Origin of the sequence: Nocardia pseudovaccinii NBRC 100343, assembly GCF_001613225.1 — a bacterium.
Taxonomy (GTDB): domain Bacteria; phylum Actinomycetota; class Actinomycetes; order Mycobacteriales; family Mycobacteriaceae; genus Nocardia; species Nocardia pseudovaccinii.
Genome location: NZ_BDBY01000181.1, coordinates 25,471 through 41,378 on the forward strand (window position 1 = coordinate 25,471; position 15,908 = coordinate 41,378).

The following is a 15,908-nucleotide window of genomic DNA, read 5'->3' on the forward strand; positions in this document are numbered from 1 at the left end:
TGTTGCAGCAGAATCCATTCCGTCTATTTGGTCGGGCTTGCGCGGATGCGATCCACGACATCTCCATATTTCATTGGCGCAACCAATGAAACTAGGTATAGTTGGCATTGCCAATGTTGGCACTACCAATAAAAGAGGAAGTCATGCCCACGGATACTCTGATCGCCGACCGCATCGAAATCGCCGACCTGTTCACCCGCTTCGCACGCCTGCTCGACGAGGTGCGGTACGAGGATGTCGACACCGTCTTCACCGAGGATGTGGAGGTCCACTCGCCGCGAATCCAAGTCCGCGGCATCGACAAGGTCGCCGACTTCATGCGGCAGTCTCAGGTCGAGGGCGAACTCACTCAGCACACGACCACTGATCTGCTGGTGAAGGTCGACGGCGACCAGGCGGCGGCCTCGGCGAACTCGCTCGTGTACTACTACCGCGACGGCCAACCGCCTCACCAGACCGGCGGCCTGCGACTGGCCGGAACTGCGGTGCGGACGTCGGCAGGCTGGCGACTCCGCGAAGCGCGCATCATGCTCGCCTGGATGCGCAAGGATTGATCTCGAAAGGCCGGACAGGCCTTGCCTTTAGGCGCGCCGACACGACTCGGCGTGTCGACAAATATTCAGACGACTTCGCGGCACAATCAGCGCATGCTGCTCAGCCGAAGATCGTTGTTGGCGTTGGCCGCAGCGCTGCCCGCCGCCGGGCACGCGGCGGCGGCGCAGCGACCGCGTTCGGTGCCGCGGTACACCATGACCGCTTTCACCGATGACAGCGAAACCGATCTGTACGTCTACGAATCCGACGATGCGATCACCTTCCGGCAGCTGTCCGGGCCCGCCTACCGGCCGCCGACGGGCCTGCTGCGCGATCCCAGCGTGTTTCGCAATAACGATGGCTACTACTACCTCACCTACACCACCGGCTGGGAAGGGCGAACCATCGGTTTCGCCTACAGCCCGGACCGGCTGAACTGGAGTCACCTCTACGACATCACGGTGCCGCTACCGGGCGTGACATCGACCTGGGCACCGGAGTGGTTCATCGACACGGACCGAAGCGTCAACGTTATCGTGTCGCTCTCCGACGGCTACCGGTTCACACCGCACCTGATCACCGCCGACTCGAAACTGCGCTCATGGAGTGTGCCGATACCGATGATCGGGCTGGCCCAGCCCGACAACACCTCCTACGGTTATATCGACACCACCGTGGTCCGCGTCGACCGGCGCTACTACGCGTTCACCAAGAACGAATCCACCAAATACATCGAACTCGCCGTCGCCGACCGCCTGCTCGGCCCGTACACCTTTGTGGCGACCGACGATTGGGCCGGTTGGGGCGCTCCCGTCGAAGGACAGTGCGTCATCGCACTCCCCGACGGTGGCTGGCGCATCTACTTCGACGCCTACACCGACCACCGATACTTCTACAGCGACTGCTACGACGACTTCCGAACGTGGACAACACCTCTCGAACTTCCCGAGATATCAGGCACGGTCCGCCATTTCACGGTCTACCCGGAGTTCATCGAACAGCCCGATAGCTGATCTTCACCCAGCGCCGGGAAAGCCGTGTCACGCGCGCCCGGTGGCACGGTCGAGCAGATGCGGGTCGTGCGCGTTGACGAGAAGAAGGTCCGGCTCGGCCGTCGCCCACAACTGAGCCAGCCGTTGGTGATTGGCCCGGACCAGCTTCCAGTCGTGGGCGATGACGCGTTCCATCGCGGTGATCGCTTTGGGTGCGGTACCGGTGCCGTCGAGCTGGCCGTGGTGATAGAAGGAATCCCCGGCGTGCACGATCCAACGGTCACCGGCATCGATTGCGACGGCGGCGTGACCACGGCTGTGGCCGGGCAGATTGATCAGCACGATCCCGGCCGCGATCTCGGTGAGTTCCTCGGCTCCCGGAAACCCGCGCCACGACTCGCCTGCCGACGGTTCGTGTTCGACGAGCACCGGACGGTGGGCGCGCTGCGCCGCGCGGTAACGCTGCCGTTCGATCAAGGTCCGTGGATGCTGGGCCGCGAATGCTTCGGCGCTCGTGAGATGCACTCGAGCCCACGGGAAGTCGGCGAGACCGCCGGTGTGGTCGGCGTCGAAGTGGGTGAGCACGATGTGCCGGACATGGGCCGGGTCGTAGCCGAGCTGCCGCACCTGGTTGATGGCGGCTTCGTTCGGGTCGAAGACCGGCCGGACGTAGCAGCGGGCAGGGCCGAAGCGCTCGCCAGGCGCCTCGGCATCGCGTAGGCCCAGGCCCGAATCGATCAGGACCAGACCACTATCGGTCTCGACGAGCAGGACGTGGCAGACCAATCCACCGGGTGTGGCGGGTGGTCGCATCGTGCCGCAGTTGAGGTGGTGGACTTTCATCCGAGTGCCGCTTTCATCTCTTCCATCGCCGCGGGGTCGCCGCTGAGCAGAGCGGGGTCGATGACCTGAATCGGGTTGGTGCCGTCCCAGTTCGCCGCGGCGAGCTCGATGAGGTCGAAGACGAACTTCTTGCTGCCACCGAGATCGGAGATCTCGATGACGGTGCCGGGGTGATGTTCGGTCTCGAGGTAGGCGAAACGTCCTGTCGGGCCGCCGATCTCGCCTTCCTGGCCGACGGTGAACCCGGCGGCGAGCGCGCGGTCGTAGAGGTCCTGGTAGTTCTCACTCCAGTAGGCGATGTGCTGCAGGCCTTCGTTGCCCGCGTCGAGGAAGTCCTTGTACATCGACGGTTCGTCGTCGACCGGCTGGATGAGCTCGATCTGGATCGTGCCGCTGTTGGCGACTGCGACTTTCATCGCCATGGCCGACGGCCGACCCCGATAGGTGAAATTCCCCGGCTGGACACCTTCGAGGTAGAACCAGGGGCCGATGCCGCATTCGACGAAGCCCCGCATCGATGCCTCGATGTCACGCACCACATAGCCGAGCTGCCGAATGGTGCCGAACATGTTCGCCTTCGGCGTGGGTGCGGGTACTGGGCCGGTGTGCGCATCGGCGAAGGACAACACGATCTTGCCGACCGCGGCATTCTCGCAGAGCCGCTGCGCCGCCTGGTCCGCCTGATCGGGCGAGTAGACACCATCGAGACGTGGCGTGACCTTGCCGTCGGCGACGGCGGGCAGTGCCCGAGGTGTCAGAGCGGCGACGACGTCGGCCAGCTCGGATCGGGTGCGGATGCTGAAGGTGGTCCCCAGCAGCCGCTGGCGGCGGAAGGCGATGGTGTCGAGATCGAGGCTGGTCGCGGCACCCGCGAGTCGTCCGATGCTGACGATCGTGCCTCCTACGGCGGTGGCGGCGGGCAGGTCCGCGAACAATTCGCCGCCGACATGATCGAGGGTGATGTCGACGCCGTCACCGTTCGTCGCGGCCGAAACCGCGGCGCTCAGGTGCTCGGCGGACGTGTTGACAGTGACGTCGGCGCCTGCCGCGGTGAGCGCGGATCTCTTGTCCTCGCTAGTGGTGGTGGCGATGACGGTGCTCGCCCCCAGCGCCTTGGCCAGTTGGATGCCGATCAGACCGATCGCGCTGGTGCCGCTGACGATCAGGACGCTCTTGCCTTCGGTGAAGTTGGCTTGGCTGACCAGCGCATCGTGTTCGGTGATCAGCCCGACCGGCAGAGTTGCCGCTTCCTCGAAGCTCAGCTTCTCCGGGATCGGCACGACCAGTCGCGGATCGCACAGCGCGTGGTCGGCGAAGGCACCGATGGTGATGCCCATGACCCGCGTACCCGCAGGCAAATGCGGTGCCAGCGGACTGGAGATTTCCACGACTCCGGCGACTTCCATGCCCGCGGTGTACTCACCTGCCTGCTGGGAGTTGGCGGTGTAGGTGCCGTCGAGGGCGTAGAGGTCGGCGCGGTTGAGACCGGCGGCCATAACTTGGATGCGGATCGCACCGAGCTGACTCGGCGCGTCGATATCGCGGAGTTGCCAGTTCGGGCCGACGCCGCCGATGAGTGCGCGCATGTGCGAGATTCCTTTCATCCGTTCGCATCAAGCCGAGAGGTCGGCTGGTGCGGTGTCGACGAGCAGCCGATTCGGATTGCTCGACATGGCGAGCAGTCCGCGCAGTGCGCGCAAGACCAGCGGCCACTTACGTGGGTCGCGCAGGTTCACGCCGCTGATGAGCTGTTTGAGCATCGACAGCGTGTCGAAGTAGATCCGCTCGATGATCAGGTTCTCGTTGTCGTCGAATACGAAGTACGCCGTCATCCGGGTGCGATGCCGGGAGCCGGTGGGCGGAATGCCGCCGAGCGACCCCAGATGTGTTCCGAGTAGCCAGAATTCGACAATGACGGCGTCGGCGCTGTGCCGCAGCGCGATGATCTCGTGGTCCTGATCGGGAAACGCGACCCGGGTGTCGTGGTAGTAGTCGCGGACCTCGGCATCACCGTCATGGACGGTGAGTGTGGGAATGATCTCGTAATGCGGATGCGGGAACGTGGCCAGCACGTCGTCCCAGTCCTGGCGCACCTCGTCGTGGAAGTGATCGAGGACGAGTTTCTCGCGGGCGCGCAGCACCTCGACGGGTGGCACGGCAAAGCGGTCGGTCATGAAAACTCCTGCGGGATCAGTGATGTGTGATGCGGCCGTGGGTGAACGTCGGCGCTGTTCCAGGGTTCGTCCATGCGCCGGTCAACTCACTGGACGGGAAGAACTGGAGGAAACGCGAGTCGGTCCGGCTGCGATCGGCCAGCGTCTTCTCGAACACGACCGAGTTGTATTGATCGGCGGTGGTTTCGATGGTGTTGGCATTGAGCACGATCTCCTGCCCCCACTCCCCCGCCCAGCGCGCCACTCCGGGCAGCCGCGAGTGCTCCGGCGTGAGGCATTCGGCGGCGATGACGTTCTCGCTGCTCACCCAGATGCCGGTCGAGGTATTCAGCACCAGGCTCTGGTTACCGAAGACATGACCCGGCGTCTTCACAACCGCGACACCCGGGCCGAGAATCACCGAGCCGTCTATGGGCAGGAAAGCATCCGGTGCGACATGGCGGTATGTGTCGGGCTGATACCAGGGCTTTTGCAGCGGGTGCAGGTCTGCCATCGCGGCCAGTTCGTCCCGCTGCACGATCACCTTGGCGTTGGGGAACATCGGTTTCGGCTGCATGCCGAGGTCGGCCTGATGGACCGTCGTACCGATCCAGCGGCGCAGGTCCTGGGTGTGCAGGTGGTCGAACATGAGGTAGTCGACCTCGGCCGGGGCGATGCCGAGCCTCGACAGGTGGTCGGTGACGGTGCCGTGCTCGATCACCATCCGCCGCGCCACGATGTCCGGGGTGCGGCGGGCGAGCTTGTCGAAATACGGTGTGTAGCGGCCGAGTTCGACGTCACTGGGCTCGAACAGCAGCACCCGCGGCGTCCCGTCGCTCTCGCGCCAGCGGATCACCAGCATCCGGTTCGTGATGGCGAGGAACGGGGCCAGCGCACGGGATGCGCGGAACAGGCCGAACCGCGTCGGGTAGGGCAGCGTGACGAGGTCGCACGTCACCACGCTGTCGGGCACACCAGTGCTCGCGAACTCAGCACGGAAGACCTCGGCCTGATTCCGCGCAGCGGTCAGCCGCGCACCCGGCCCACCGTCGATCTTGGACAGGTCGGCCAGGCACTCGACACGCGAGCCGATACTCGCCAGATCCAGCGCGTCACCTTGTCGCCATGGCAGTTGCATATCCACCTCAAGTCATTAATCCCACGGCGTGGGAATAATTCTCAGATTAAACCCACGGCGTGGAAATATGCAAGAGTGGAAGCATGCAGGCCGAGATCGATGCAGCGACGACCCAGCCGCCTCGCCGCGGACGACCACCGAAAGCGCAGGCGCAGCTGTCGCGCGCGGCGATACGAGACGCGGCGCTCACGGTGATCGACGCGGAGGGCATCGCCGCGGTGAGCATGCGATCCGTCAGCCGCACGCTCGGCGTGGACGCCAAAAGCCTCTATCACCACGTCGACGGCAAAGACGACCTGCTCGACACCGTCGCCGAATACATCCTCGGGCAACTCCGGATGCCCGAGCCGACGGACTCGATCGAAGCCGACCTGCGTGCGCTGGCATACGAATTCCGCCGCGTCACCCTCGCGCACCCGGAAGCGGCAACTCTGGTCCTGACGCGTCAGCTCTCGTCATTGGCCGGACTCGCGCCGATCGAAGCCGCCCTCACGGTGCTCCGCCGAACCGGGCGAACCCCCGAAGAAGCAGTCCACCTACTTCGCACCCTCCTGGCCACCCTGGTCGGAACACTGCTGCGCGAAGTCTCCGCCGGACCGACATTCGGCACCAGCGACGCCGACGGAATCGCCGAACGCGAACACGCGCTAGCAGCATCCGGGCTGCCCCAGGTCACCCTGGCCGCACCCCACTTGGCGCGCTTCGACCGCGATCGCGAGTTCGAATACGCCGTCGATCTCATCGTCCGGGTCATCACTTCGCACCGCGGCGCCGTCGACTGACACCGTCGATGTCGACCTTGGAGAACGCCCGCTTACCGCCCGTCCGCAACGGCGCTATCGTTGATGCACAGGTCGGGGTGGATACTCCGGCTCGGAGGTGCCGGGCGAATATTCGATGGACGAGCTCGACGAGGCCGCGACACAGCGCGACCTCCCCAGCGGAATCGCGGCGGAACTAGCGGCGGCCGGGTTCGGCGACGCAACCGAAATCGGCCACGGCGGCTTCGGCGTCGTGTATTGCTGCTACGAATACGCACTCGAACGCCACGTCGCGGTCAAATTGCTCAGGTCCGAGGTCAGTGGCGACGAACGCGAGCAATTCCTCCGGGAACAGCGCGCATTAGGGCGGCTGTTCGGACACCCCGACATCCTCCAGGTGCTGCAGGTCGACATCACCGCCACCGGCCGCCCCTATATCGTCATGCCGTTCTACGCCTGCGGCTCACTGGAGACCGTGCTGCGGGATTCGGGACCGCTGCGCTGGCCGGAGGTGCTTTCGATCGGCGTCAAGATGGCCGCAGCGCTGGCGGCCGCCCATGCGATCGGCATCGTGCATCGCGACGTGAAGCCCGGCAATATTCTGCTCACCGATTACGGTGAACCCCAGCTCGCCGACTTCGGCATCGCACAATTCGGCGACGGCACCACCTCATCCCTGCGCACCGTCCAGGGCACGCCCGCATTCACCGCACCCGAGGTGCTCGGCGGCGCGACGCCGAACCCGATCTCGGATATCTACGGTCTTGGCGCTACCTTGCACTGCCTGCTGGCCGGCCGAGCCGCATTCGCACGTCGCACCGGTGAACTACTCGAGGTGCAACTTGCCCGGATCGCCACCGCCGCCGCACCCACTCTGCGCGATCAGCACATCCCCACTGCGGTGTGCGCGGCCATCGAGGCGGCCATGGCGGCGAAGCCGGTCGACCGGCCGAGGTCGGCGATCGAGTTCGGGGAAATGCTGCGCCGGGTCCAACATGAGACCGGCCAGGCGGTGGACGCTCTGGCATTGCCTCCAACAGTCGTCGAATCCGGTTCGGCCACAGCGGTTCCCGTGGCCTCGCATACCCCGGATGTGGCGACACCGCCCCCGCCGCCCAGCACGGCAATGAAATTCCGTCCGCCTGCCGCACCTCATACAATGATCGCGCGCACGCGGCTGCTCGCGCTTTTGCGTGGCGGCGGCGACCGGCGCCTGACGCTGATCCACGGACCGGCCGGATTCGGCAAGACCACCCTGGCTCTGCAATGGGCCACAGCGCTGGCGGCCGAGGGCGTCCCGGTGGCATGGCTGACAGCCGACCCTGACGACGACAATATCGCGTGGTTCCTCTCCCATCTGGTCGAGGCCATCCGCCGCATCGCTCCGGCGCTGGCGCATGAACTCGGCACGCTACTGGATGAACGATCTTCCGACACTGCAAGATACGTGCTGTCCGCGCTGATCGACGAAATCCACTCAGGTGGACAGGCCATGGTGCTCGTGATCGATGACTGGCACCGGGTGCACGGCGAAACCACGTGTGCCGCACTGGATTACCTGCTCGAGCACGGCTGCCATCACCTGCGGCTGGTCATCGCGAGCCGGACCCGGGCGTGTCTGCCGTTGAGTCGCATGCTGGTGCGCGACGAACTGGTCGAAATCGACGTCGCGGAACTGCGTTTCGATCCTGACGAAACGGGTGCTTTCCTGGTCGACTCCGCTGGGCTGTCGTTGTCCACCGACGATGTGCACCGCCTGCAGGAAACGACCGAAGGCTGGCCTGCCGCACTGCAATTGGCTTCGCTGTCGTTGCGCGGCCACGATCATCCCGCCGCATTCATCGACAAGCTGACCGGCCGCCACCGGGCACTTGCCGACTACCTCGCCGAGAACGTGCTCGACTCACTCGAGCCGCCGCTACTGGAATTCCTGCTGGCCACGGCGATCACGGAGCGAGTGTGCGCCGACCTCGCGGTCCGGCTGACGGACCGATCCGACAGCCAGGAACTACTCGAAGAGATCGCCGACCGAAATCTGTTCCTACGCCGACTCGACGAAGAGGGCGAGTGGTTCCAATACCACCACCTGTTCGCCGATTACCTGCGACGTCGACTTGTCCGCCGTGATCCGGCACGCCTGACACAACTGCACCGCCATGCGGCCGAATGGTGCGATGAACACGAGATCGTCACCGCCGCGGTCGATCACGCACTGGCCGCCGACGATCCGGACTACGCCGCGGATCTGGTCGAACGGCGGGCCATGGACCTCATCGAAGGCTCCCGTATGGCGACGTTCCTCGGCTTGCTCAGAAAGCTGCCGCAACGCTTGGCGGAGTCGCGACCAAGGCTACAGATCTGCCGAGCCTGGGCCAACGTCGGACTACAGCGCTCTGAACAGGTTCGGCTGGCACTGGAGCAAGTCGACGCCGCACTCGCCGCCGGTGCGGCAACCGGTACCGAGGCGACCAAACTGCGGATCGAGGCGGAAACGATCACGGGCGCGGCACAATTCGTCACCGACCGATTCGATGGTCTGCCAGACCTCCTGGCTCGGCATCTCGAGGACGCCGACACCCCGTTCACCGCCACGAACGCGGCGAATCTCGCGTCCATCGATGCACTCAACCGTTTCGACTTCACCGGGGCCCGCCGCTGGCAGCAATGGGCAGCCCCATACCACCGTCGCAGCAAGGGTCCGTTCGGGGTGATGTACGGCAGGTGCGTCGCCGGTCTCGCAGCACTCGAACAGCTCGACATCGCCGCCGCCGAAGAGCATTTCGATGCCGCCATCACCCGTACGCGGCGCGGCCGCTCGCAAACCTACGGTTCACGGATGTCCGGCGCCCTACTCGGCTCCATACGCTACGAGCAGAACCGCCTCGACGAAGCCGAGCAACTACTCGATTCGAGCGCTGATCTCGGCCGCCACGGTGGCGCGGTCTGGTTCCTGCTCGCCAGCTTCGGCACCGGCGCACGCATCAAAGCAATACGCGGCGACCTCGCCACGGCCGAACAACGCCTGACCGAGGGTGCGGCAATCGCCGAGAACGAGTCGCTGCCGCGCTTGGCCGCTCGCATGGTGAACGAACGCATCCGGCTCGGTCTGCCGATTCCAGCCGAGACCCGCGACGCACTGCGGCGGCTGCCGCCATTCCGCAAGCAAGACACAACGATTCACGCTGGCATCGCCGAATTGGAACAAGCCTCCGCGATCCGGCTGCTGCTTGCCGACCACTTGGCTGATCAAGCCTGCGACCGCGCCGACCAGATGGTGCGCGAGATCGAAACTCAGCATCGCCCAAGAGCATTGGTCCAAGCGCAACTGTTGCGCGCGGCCTGCCTGTGGGCCGCCGGACGCCGCCGGAACGCCGAGGAGGCCGCGCTGCCCACGTTGGTGCTGTGCGCTGAACGAGGCCTCGTCCGAACCGTTGCCGATGCCGCACCTCCCATTTCGGAGATCCTGACCGAACTGGAACACGACGACGCACCACCGATGGTGCTGGAACTGCTTCAAGCCGCCGCGAACTCGTCGGACCCGAGCCGATGAGCCTCGAGCACAGCGCCCGCCGGACGTCCGGCCGAGTGCCGGATATCGCCCCCGAGGTCGGTGACCCCACTCGCCCATCGCGCAGGCCGCGCTCGGAGAAAAGGCCACCGCGGCCGCCTGGAACGAGAAACCCAACTGGGATGTCATCACCACCCAGGATCTGAACATCCCCGTCGAAGCACAGCGATTCATGGCCGACCGCGCGCATCCGCGGTCACCGAAGTCGCCGCATCGCATTCCGTGGCCGTCTCCCACCCCGACGTGGTCGCCGAGGTGATCGAACAGGCCGCCGCGGCCACCCGTTGACCCCAAACGCCAACCGCCACATCCCGGTCGATCCATGCGACGGCGAAGCATGCCGATCACCCCTCGTGCCCGGTGACGAATTCCCGGACCGCGTCGGCGAAGCGTTCGGGTTCCTCCAGATGCCCCAGATGGCCGCTGTGTTCCAGGACCAGCAGTCGCGAATCGGGGATCAGTTCGTGCAGTTCCCGTGCCCAGCGCGGTCCGCAGATGACATCGAGGCGGCCCACGATGACCAATGCCGGTACGGTCGCGTTCGGCAAATCGCCGCGGTCGTCGACGAGGTCCGGGGACAGATCCGCGTCGAGACCCGAAATATAGGTCGCCCGAAGCGCTTCCCGCACAGGAGCCCACCGCCGCTCGTCGCCCCAGTAGTCGGCGATATAGGACGGCAGCACCCCGCGTGCCACGGCGAGGGTCTGCTCATCGCTCGAAATGTCCTGCATCGCGGTGAATGCGGCGAGTACATCGGCCAGTTCGGGCCGGTCGGCATGTGCGGCGGCGAACTCCTGGATCCGGCGCATCGCCTCGGCACCGTGCTCCGGGCCGGTGACCGGCGCGCCCTCGTACAAGATGACGCCCGCGACCCCGGCCGGGCGATGCAGCGCGTGGTAGGCGACCACGAACGCCCCGTGTGAGTGGCCCAGCAGATACACCTCGGCAACGCCGAGGTGCTGGATCAGCCGTTGCAGCGCGCGGCTGTGGCGTTCCCGGGTGTAGCCGTGCGGATGCGTCGGCAGGCGGCCGGATTCGCCGGTGCCGATCGCCTCGACGTACACCATGGTCAGGTGCTGCTCCAGCGCGGGCATGCGCAGGTACTCCCAGTGGATCCCGGGCCCGCCGGGGTGGGCGAGGCAGACGGGTCCGCTGCCGTACACGTGGTAGCGCTGGGCGATGCCGTCGGAATCGAAGGTGTGGACGCCGAGTGCCAGCCGTGCGGTGTCCGGAGTCGCGTGCGTTGCGGACATCACGCGGCCCGCAGCGGGCCGGTGAACGACTTGCGCAGCGAGGAAGGGCCGACCAGCGGCAGCAGCGCCGCCAGGAACTTGCCCTTCAGCGCCCGCGGGGTCCGGGTCAGTTCGACGTCGACGCGGGTCCCGTCCGGTTCGGGCGTGGCGCGGAAGACCCATCCGCCGCCCACACCGAACAATTTGGAGTCCAGCGTGGTGATGGTGACCGTGTCGCCGATGGGGTCCCATTCGTAGCGGGCGCGCTCCCAGGCGGCGGCGGTGCCTTCGGTGACCTCGGCCCAGGTGTCGCCGCGGTCGTGGACGACGAAGTGATCGGCGTCGATGGTCGGCCAGACTTCGGGACGGGTGGACCCGAAGTCGGTGAGCACGTGCACGACCTCGGCGGGAGACAGGGTGGACAGGAGATGAAAGCGGACCGTAGCCATGGAACAACCCTCGCTGACATGGACCGGGTGCCGAATCTGTCAGATGACGCTGCCGTTGACGTATTCGCCGCTTCGGTAGGGTCGCGGCGGGGCCCGGATGTCGACGCGGGCCCCGGAGAAGGAGTACCGCACGATGCCGATGTTCGGACGAGACGCCGAGCTGAAAGACCTGGGCGCGCTGGTGGACGGTCCCGGCGACCGGAGCGGGATCCTGATCGAAGGGGAACCCGGCATCGGGAAGTCGGCGCTCGTCGAGGCGGCGATCGCTGCCGCGGCCGTCGCGGGACTTCGGGTGCTACGGACCGCCGGTGTCGAAGCCGAACAGAGCCTCCCCTACGCCGGACTGCACCGACTGCTCTACCCGCTGCGCCGGGGGTTCGACGCCCTCCCGACACGCCAATTCGACGCGCTGGCAATGGCTTTGGGCGTGTCGGACACCACCGCCGAGCCGAGCCCCTACCTCGTGGGTCTCGCCGCGCTGACCCTGCTGGCAGACGAGGCGGCCGACCGGCCGCTGCTGATCGTCGCCGAGGACGTGCACTGGCTCGATTCCGCGAGCGCCGAAGTGCTCGCCTTCCTCGCCCGCCGCATCGACACCGAACCCATTGCCGTGATCGGCACCCTTCGCGACGGGATGGCGACACCGCTGTGCGACGCGGGATTGACCGACATGCCGCTCGGGCCGATATCCGACGACGATGCGACGGCGCTGCTCGACAGCCTCGCCCCGGAACTTCCCGAGCCGATCCGCCTGCGGGTGCTCGCCGAGGCACAGGGCAACCCACTCGCCTTGAACGAACTGCCGACGGCGGTAGCGGATCTCACGGAATTCCCCCTGGCACTGCCGCTGACCGCACGGCTCGAACGCGCCTTCGCCGCGCGGGGCGCGGCACTGCCCGCAAGCAGTCGATCCGCGCTGCTCGTCGCCGCGCTCAACGACGGCGACTCGATCACCGAAACACTGTCTGCCACGGGGGTCCTCCTGGGATCGACCGTGGGACCCGAAATACTCACACCCGCGGTCGAGGCCAATCTGATCGACATCGCTTCCAGCACAGTGTCATTTCGGCATTCGCTCATACGGTCGGCGCTGGCGGCGACGGCGACGGCCGACGAACGCCGCCGCGCCCACCTCGCGCTCGCCGAGATCCTCGGCGAGCTACCGGATCGCCGGGTCCGGCATCGCGCGGCGGGCAGCGTGGGCCCGGACGAGCAGGTGGCCGCCGAACTCGAAGCCATCGCCGAAAGGGCGCGACACCGTGGCGGCGCGGTCGTGGCCCTGGAACGGGCCGCGGCCCTCAGCGACAGTCCGGGCCGACGGGCGGATCGTCTGCTGCGGGCAGCCGAACTGGCCGTCGATTCAGGTCGCCGCGATACCGCCGAACGACTCGTGGACACCGCGCGCACGCTGCCCCTGACGCCTGGACAGCAGGCAACCGCGAACTGGCTACTCAGCGGATTCGATGACGGTGTACGCGAAAGCCCGTCGCGGATAGCCGAATTGGCTGGCCTGGCCGTGTCCGTGGCGGCCGACGGGTACCCCGATGCCGCGATGCGGATCCTGTGGGGTGCGGCCATGCGGTGTTTCTGGTCCGAACCTGGCCCCGATACCCGCCGCGCGCTGCTCGCTGTCGCCGACGCACTCCCTATCCCCGACGGCGATCCGCGCATGGTCGCGGTCAACGCGTATGTGGCCCCGTTCGAACGCGGCGACCGGGTCATGGGCCACCTACGCGCACTGGCCTCGACCACCGGGCGCGACCCGGAGGTCGACCGCTTCCTCGGGAGTGCGGCACTCCAGGTGGGCGCCTTCGATCTGGCCGCGCATTTCTCCGCCGCCGCCGCGCCCGGCCTGCGTGCCGCCGGACGGCTGGGGCTACTGCCCCGCGCGCTCACGGTCCAGGCATGGAGCCTGACCCGGCTCGGTGACCTCGCCACCGCCGCGCCCGTCGCGGCCGAGGCCGCTGCCCTCGCCCGCGAAACCGGCCAGCCGTTCATGCAAGGGCTGGCCACCGCTGTCCAGGCGGAAATCGCCGCCCTACACGGGGACTACTCGCGGGCGGTGGAACTCACGGCCGAGGCCGACCGGGTCGGGCTCGCCTCCGGTGCACGACCCGTACTGGCCACCGTTCAGCTCACTCGCGGGCTCATCGCACTCGGCGAGGGCCGGTTCGACGACGCGTGCACCGACCTCAGCCGGATCCACGATCCGCGCGACCCGTCCCACGCACCGGCGTTGCGCGCGTATTTCCTCGCCGAACACGCCGAGGCCGCGGTCCGGGCCGGACAGACCGACGCTCTGCGGGAACTGCTGCGTGACCTGGAATCGGCGGCCGCGGCCGCCCCGGCGCCCGCATTGCAGATCGGAATGCGTTACGCACGAGCCGTTCTCGCCGCCGACGCGGCCGAGGAGCACTTCGAGACCGCGCTCGCGGCGGACCTCATCGGCTGGCCCGCCGAACGCGCCCGCCTGCACCTGGCCTACGGAGAATGGCTGCGTCGACAGCGCCGGGTCGTCGAATCCCGGACCCATTTGCGCACGGCCAGAGAGACTTTCGACGCCCTCGGATTCACCGCCTGGAGTGAACGCGCACGCCTGGAGTTGCGCAGCGCCGGTGAATCCAGCCCGAACCGCAGCCCAGACGCCCGTGAACAGCTCACCCCGCATGAGCTCAGCATCGCGCAGCTCGCCGCCCAGGGGCTGACCAATCGGGAAATCGGGCAGCGGCTGTATCTGTCGCATCGGACCGTCAGCACCCATCTGCACCGCATCTTCCCGAAGCTGGGGATCAGTTCGCGCGGCGATCTCGCGGCGCTGCTGCCGACTGAAGACGAAGCGCCTCGGTCGACCGTCATCGCGTACGTCATCCGACGGTCGTGGCGGCACCGGCGCGTTGCTTAGCGTCAGTCGAGTGGGCGGATCTCGGCTCGGACCTCGCCGCCACACCAGCCAAGACGACAGCGACGCGGGAGTGCGGATGGACATCAGCAGACGACTTTTCGGTGGGGCGCTGGCGGCGGGCGCCGCGAGCCTGGCCGCGGCCTCGCTGAGCGCCTGCGTCACCGACTCCACCACCGCTTCGGTGACCAGCACGGCGGCCAACCCGGGCCTGCGGGCAGGCTCGGGCGCCAATACCGCACTGGGCCCGATCAAGCAGATCGACGCCGGTGTCCTCAATGTCGGTTACGCCGAATTCGGGCCCAGCACAGGCCAACCGGTCATCCTCCTGCACGGATGGCCCTACGACGCCTACAGCTACGCCGATGCCGGGCCGCTGCTGGCCGCCGCCGGTTACCGGGTGATCGTCCCGTTCCTGCGCGGTTACGGCACGACCACCTTTCTGTCCGCGCAGACTGTCCGCAGCGGTCAGCAATCGGCTATCGCGCGCGACATCGTCGACTTCATGGACGCACTGCACATCGACAAGGCCATCCTCGGCGGATTCGACTGGGGCGCACGGACGGTCGACATCATCGCCGCGCTCTGGCCGCAACGCTGCAAGGCGATCGTCGCGGTGAGCGGATACCTCGTCACCCAGCAGGCCGCCCAGCAGCAGCCGCTGTCACCGGAAGCCGAACTCGGCTGGTGGTACCAGTACTACTTCGCCACCGAACGTGGACGCCTCGGCTACAGCCGCAACCGGCACGACTTCAACAAACTCATCTGGCAGCGCGCGTCCCCGCTGTGGAACTTCGACGACGCCACCTACGACCGCAGCGCCGCGGCCTTCGACAATCCCGACCACGTCGACATCGTCATCCACAACTACCGGTGGCGACTGAGCCTGGCGCCGGGGGAACCGCAATACGACCCCTACGAGCAGCAACTCGCCACCGGACCGGCTATCACCGTGCCCGCCATCACCATCGCCAGCGACTTCGACGGCGCGGCCAAGGACGGAAAACCGTACCGCGCCAAGTTCACCGGCAAGTACGAGCACCGCGTCCTGGATGGCATCGGGCACAACGTCCCTCAGGAAGCCCCGCACCCGTTCGCCCAGGCGATCATCGACGCCGACCACCTCTGACACCACCCCGTTGCGGCGGCCTCGACGAACGACGAGGCCGCCGCAGCTCTTACAGAGAGCCGCGCATTCGGATGCTGCCATCGGAGGTGAGCTCGATGACGGTGTCGATGCCGAGCCGTCGCAGGAACCGGTAGTCATGGCTGACGACCAGGAGCGCACCGCGACAGGCGGCCAGTGCCTCGACGAGTTGCTCGGGAATGAGCTCTCGAG

12 protein-coding genes are annotated in these 15,908 nt (G+C 66.8%); 6 read left to right on the forward strand and 6 right to left on the reverse strand.

Annotated features, from left to right (window positions below; genetic code table 11):
* The first annotated feature begins 143 nt into the window (after positions 1 to 143).
* Complete coding sequence (locus NP3_RS22340; RefSeq protein WP_063043550.1) at positions 144 to 554, forward strand: nuclear transport factor 2 family protein; 411 nt, start codon at positions 144 to 146, stop codon at positions 552 to 554.
* A 93-nt stretch (positions 555 to 647) separates the two neighbouring features.
* Entirely contained in the window at positions 648 to 1,547 is a 900-nt protein-coding gene (locus NP3_RS22345; protein ID WP_063043551.1) for a glycoside hydrolase family 43 protein, read from the forward strand.
* Positions 1,548 to 1,574: 27 nt separating this feature from the next.
* Here NP3_RS22345 and NP3_RS22350 read toward each other — a convergent pair whose 3' ends face one another.
* From NP3_RS22350 to NP3_RS22365, 4 genes are read right to left on the reverse strand one after another with little or no spacing between them, the layout of a single operon-like run.
* On the reverse strand, positions 1,575 to 2,369 hold the full coding sequence (locus tag NP3_RS22350; protein WP_063043552.1) for an MBL fold metallo-hydrolase: 795 nt from the start codon (positions 2,367 to 2,369) through the stop codon (positions 1,575 to 1,577).
* Positions 2,366 to 3,955, reverse strand: coding sequence for a zinc-binding dehydrogenase (locus NP3_RS46210; RefSeq protein WP_169814546.1), 1,590 nt, complete (start codon positions 3,953 to 3,955; stop codon positions 2,366 to 2,368). Before NP3_RS46210 ends, NP3_RS22350 begins: the two co-directional genes overlap by 4 nt.
* Positions 3,956 to 3,982: 27 nt before the next feature.
* Positions 3,983 to 4,543: an ester cyclase gene (locus tag NP3_RS22360; protein WP_063043553.1), complete on the reverse strand. Its 561-nt coding sequence runs from the start codon at positions 4,541 to 4,543 to the stop codon at positions 3,983 to 3,985.
* A gap of 16 nt (positions 4,544 to 4,559) precedes the next feature.
* Positions 4,560 to 5,660, reverse strand: a complete 1,101-nt coding sequence (locus NP3_RS22365) for an MBL fold metallo-hydrolase (protein WP_063043579.1) — start codon at positions 5,658 to 5,660, stop codon at positions 4,560 to 4,562.
* An 83-nt stretch (positions 5,661 to 5,743) separates the two neighbouring features.
* Here NP3_RS22365 and NP3_RS22370 point away from each other — a divergent pair, with 83 nt between their 5' ends.
* Both NP3_RS22370 and NP3_RS22375 read left to right on the forward strand, forming a co-directional pair.
* Entirely contained in the window at positions 5,744 to 6,442 is a 699-nt protein-coding gene (locus tag NP3_RS22370; protein WP_063043554.1) for a TetR/AcrR family transcriptional regulator, read from the forward strand.
* A gap of 115 nt (positions 6,443 to 6,557) precedes the next feature.
* Positions 6,558 to 9,971 carry a serine/threonine-protein kinase gene (locus tag NP3_RS22375; protein WP_084508796.1) on the forward strand — a complete coding sequence of 1,138 codons (3,414 nt, stop codon included), beginning with the start codon at positions 6,558 to 6,560 and terminating at the stop codon, positions 9,969 to 9,971.
* Between the two features lie 362 nt (positions 9,972 to 10,333).
* Here the strand turns inward: NP3_RS22375 and NP3_RS22380 are convergent, their stop codons facing one another.
* Both NP3_RS22380 and NP3_RS22385 read right to left on the reverse strand, forming a co-directional pair.
* The gene (locus NP3_RS22380; protein WP_063043555.1) at positions 10,334 to 11,242 is read right to left on the reverse strand and encodes an alpha/beta fold hydrolase; all 909 of its coding nucleotides are present in this window, start codon (positions 11,240 to 11,242) and stop codon (positions 10,334 to 10,336) included.
* Entirely contained in the window at positions 11,242 to 11,670 is a 429-nt protein-coding gene (locus NP3_RS22385) for an SRPBCC family protein (RefSeq protein ID WP_063043556.1), read from the reverse strand. The genes NP3_RS22380 and NP3_RS22385 overlap by 1 nt, the downstream gene beginning before the upstream one ends.
* A 97-nt stretch (positions 11,671 to 11,767) precedes the next feature.
* Here NP3_RS22385 and NP3_RS22390 point away from each other — a divergent pair, with 97 nt between their 5' ends.
* Both NP3_RS22390 and NP3_RS22395 read left to right on the forward strand, forming a co-directional pair.
* Positions 11,768 to 14,572, forward strand: a complete 2,805-nt coding sequence (locus NP3_RS22390) for an ATP-binding protein (RefSeq protein ID WP_245721061.1) — start codon at positions 11,768 to 11,770, stop codon at positions 14,570 to 14,572.
* Positions 14,573 to 14,648: 76 nt separating this feature from the next.
* Complete coding sequence (locus NP3_RS22395) at positions 14,649 to 15,698, forward strand: alpha/beta fold hydrolase (protein ID WP_063043557.1); 1,050 nt, start codon at positions 14,649 to 14,651, stop codon at positions 15,696 to 15,698.
* Positions 15,699 to 15,908 lie beyond the last annotated feature (210 nt).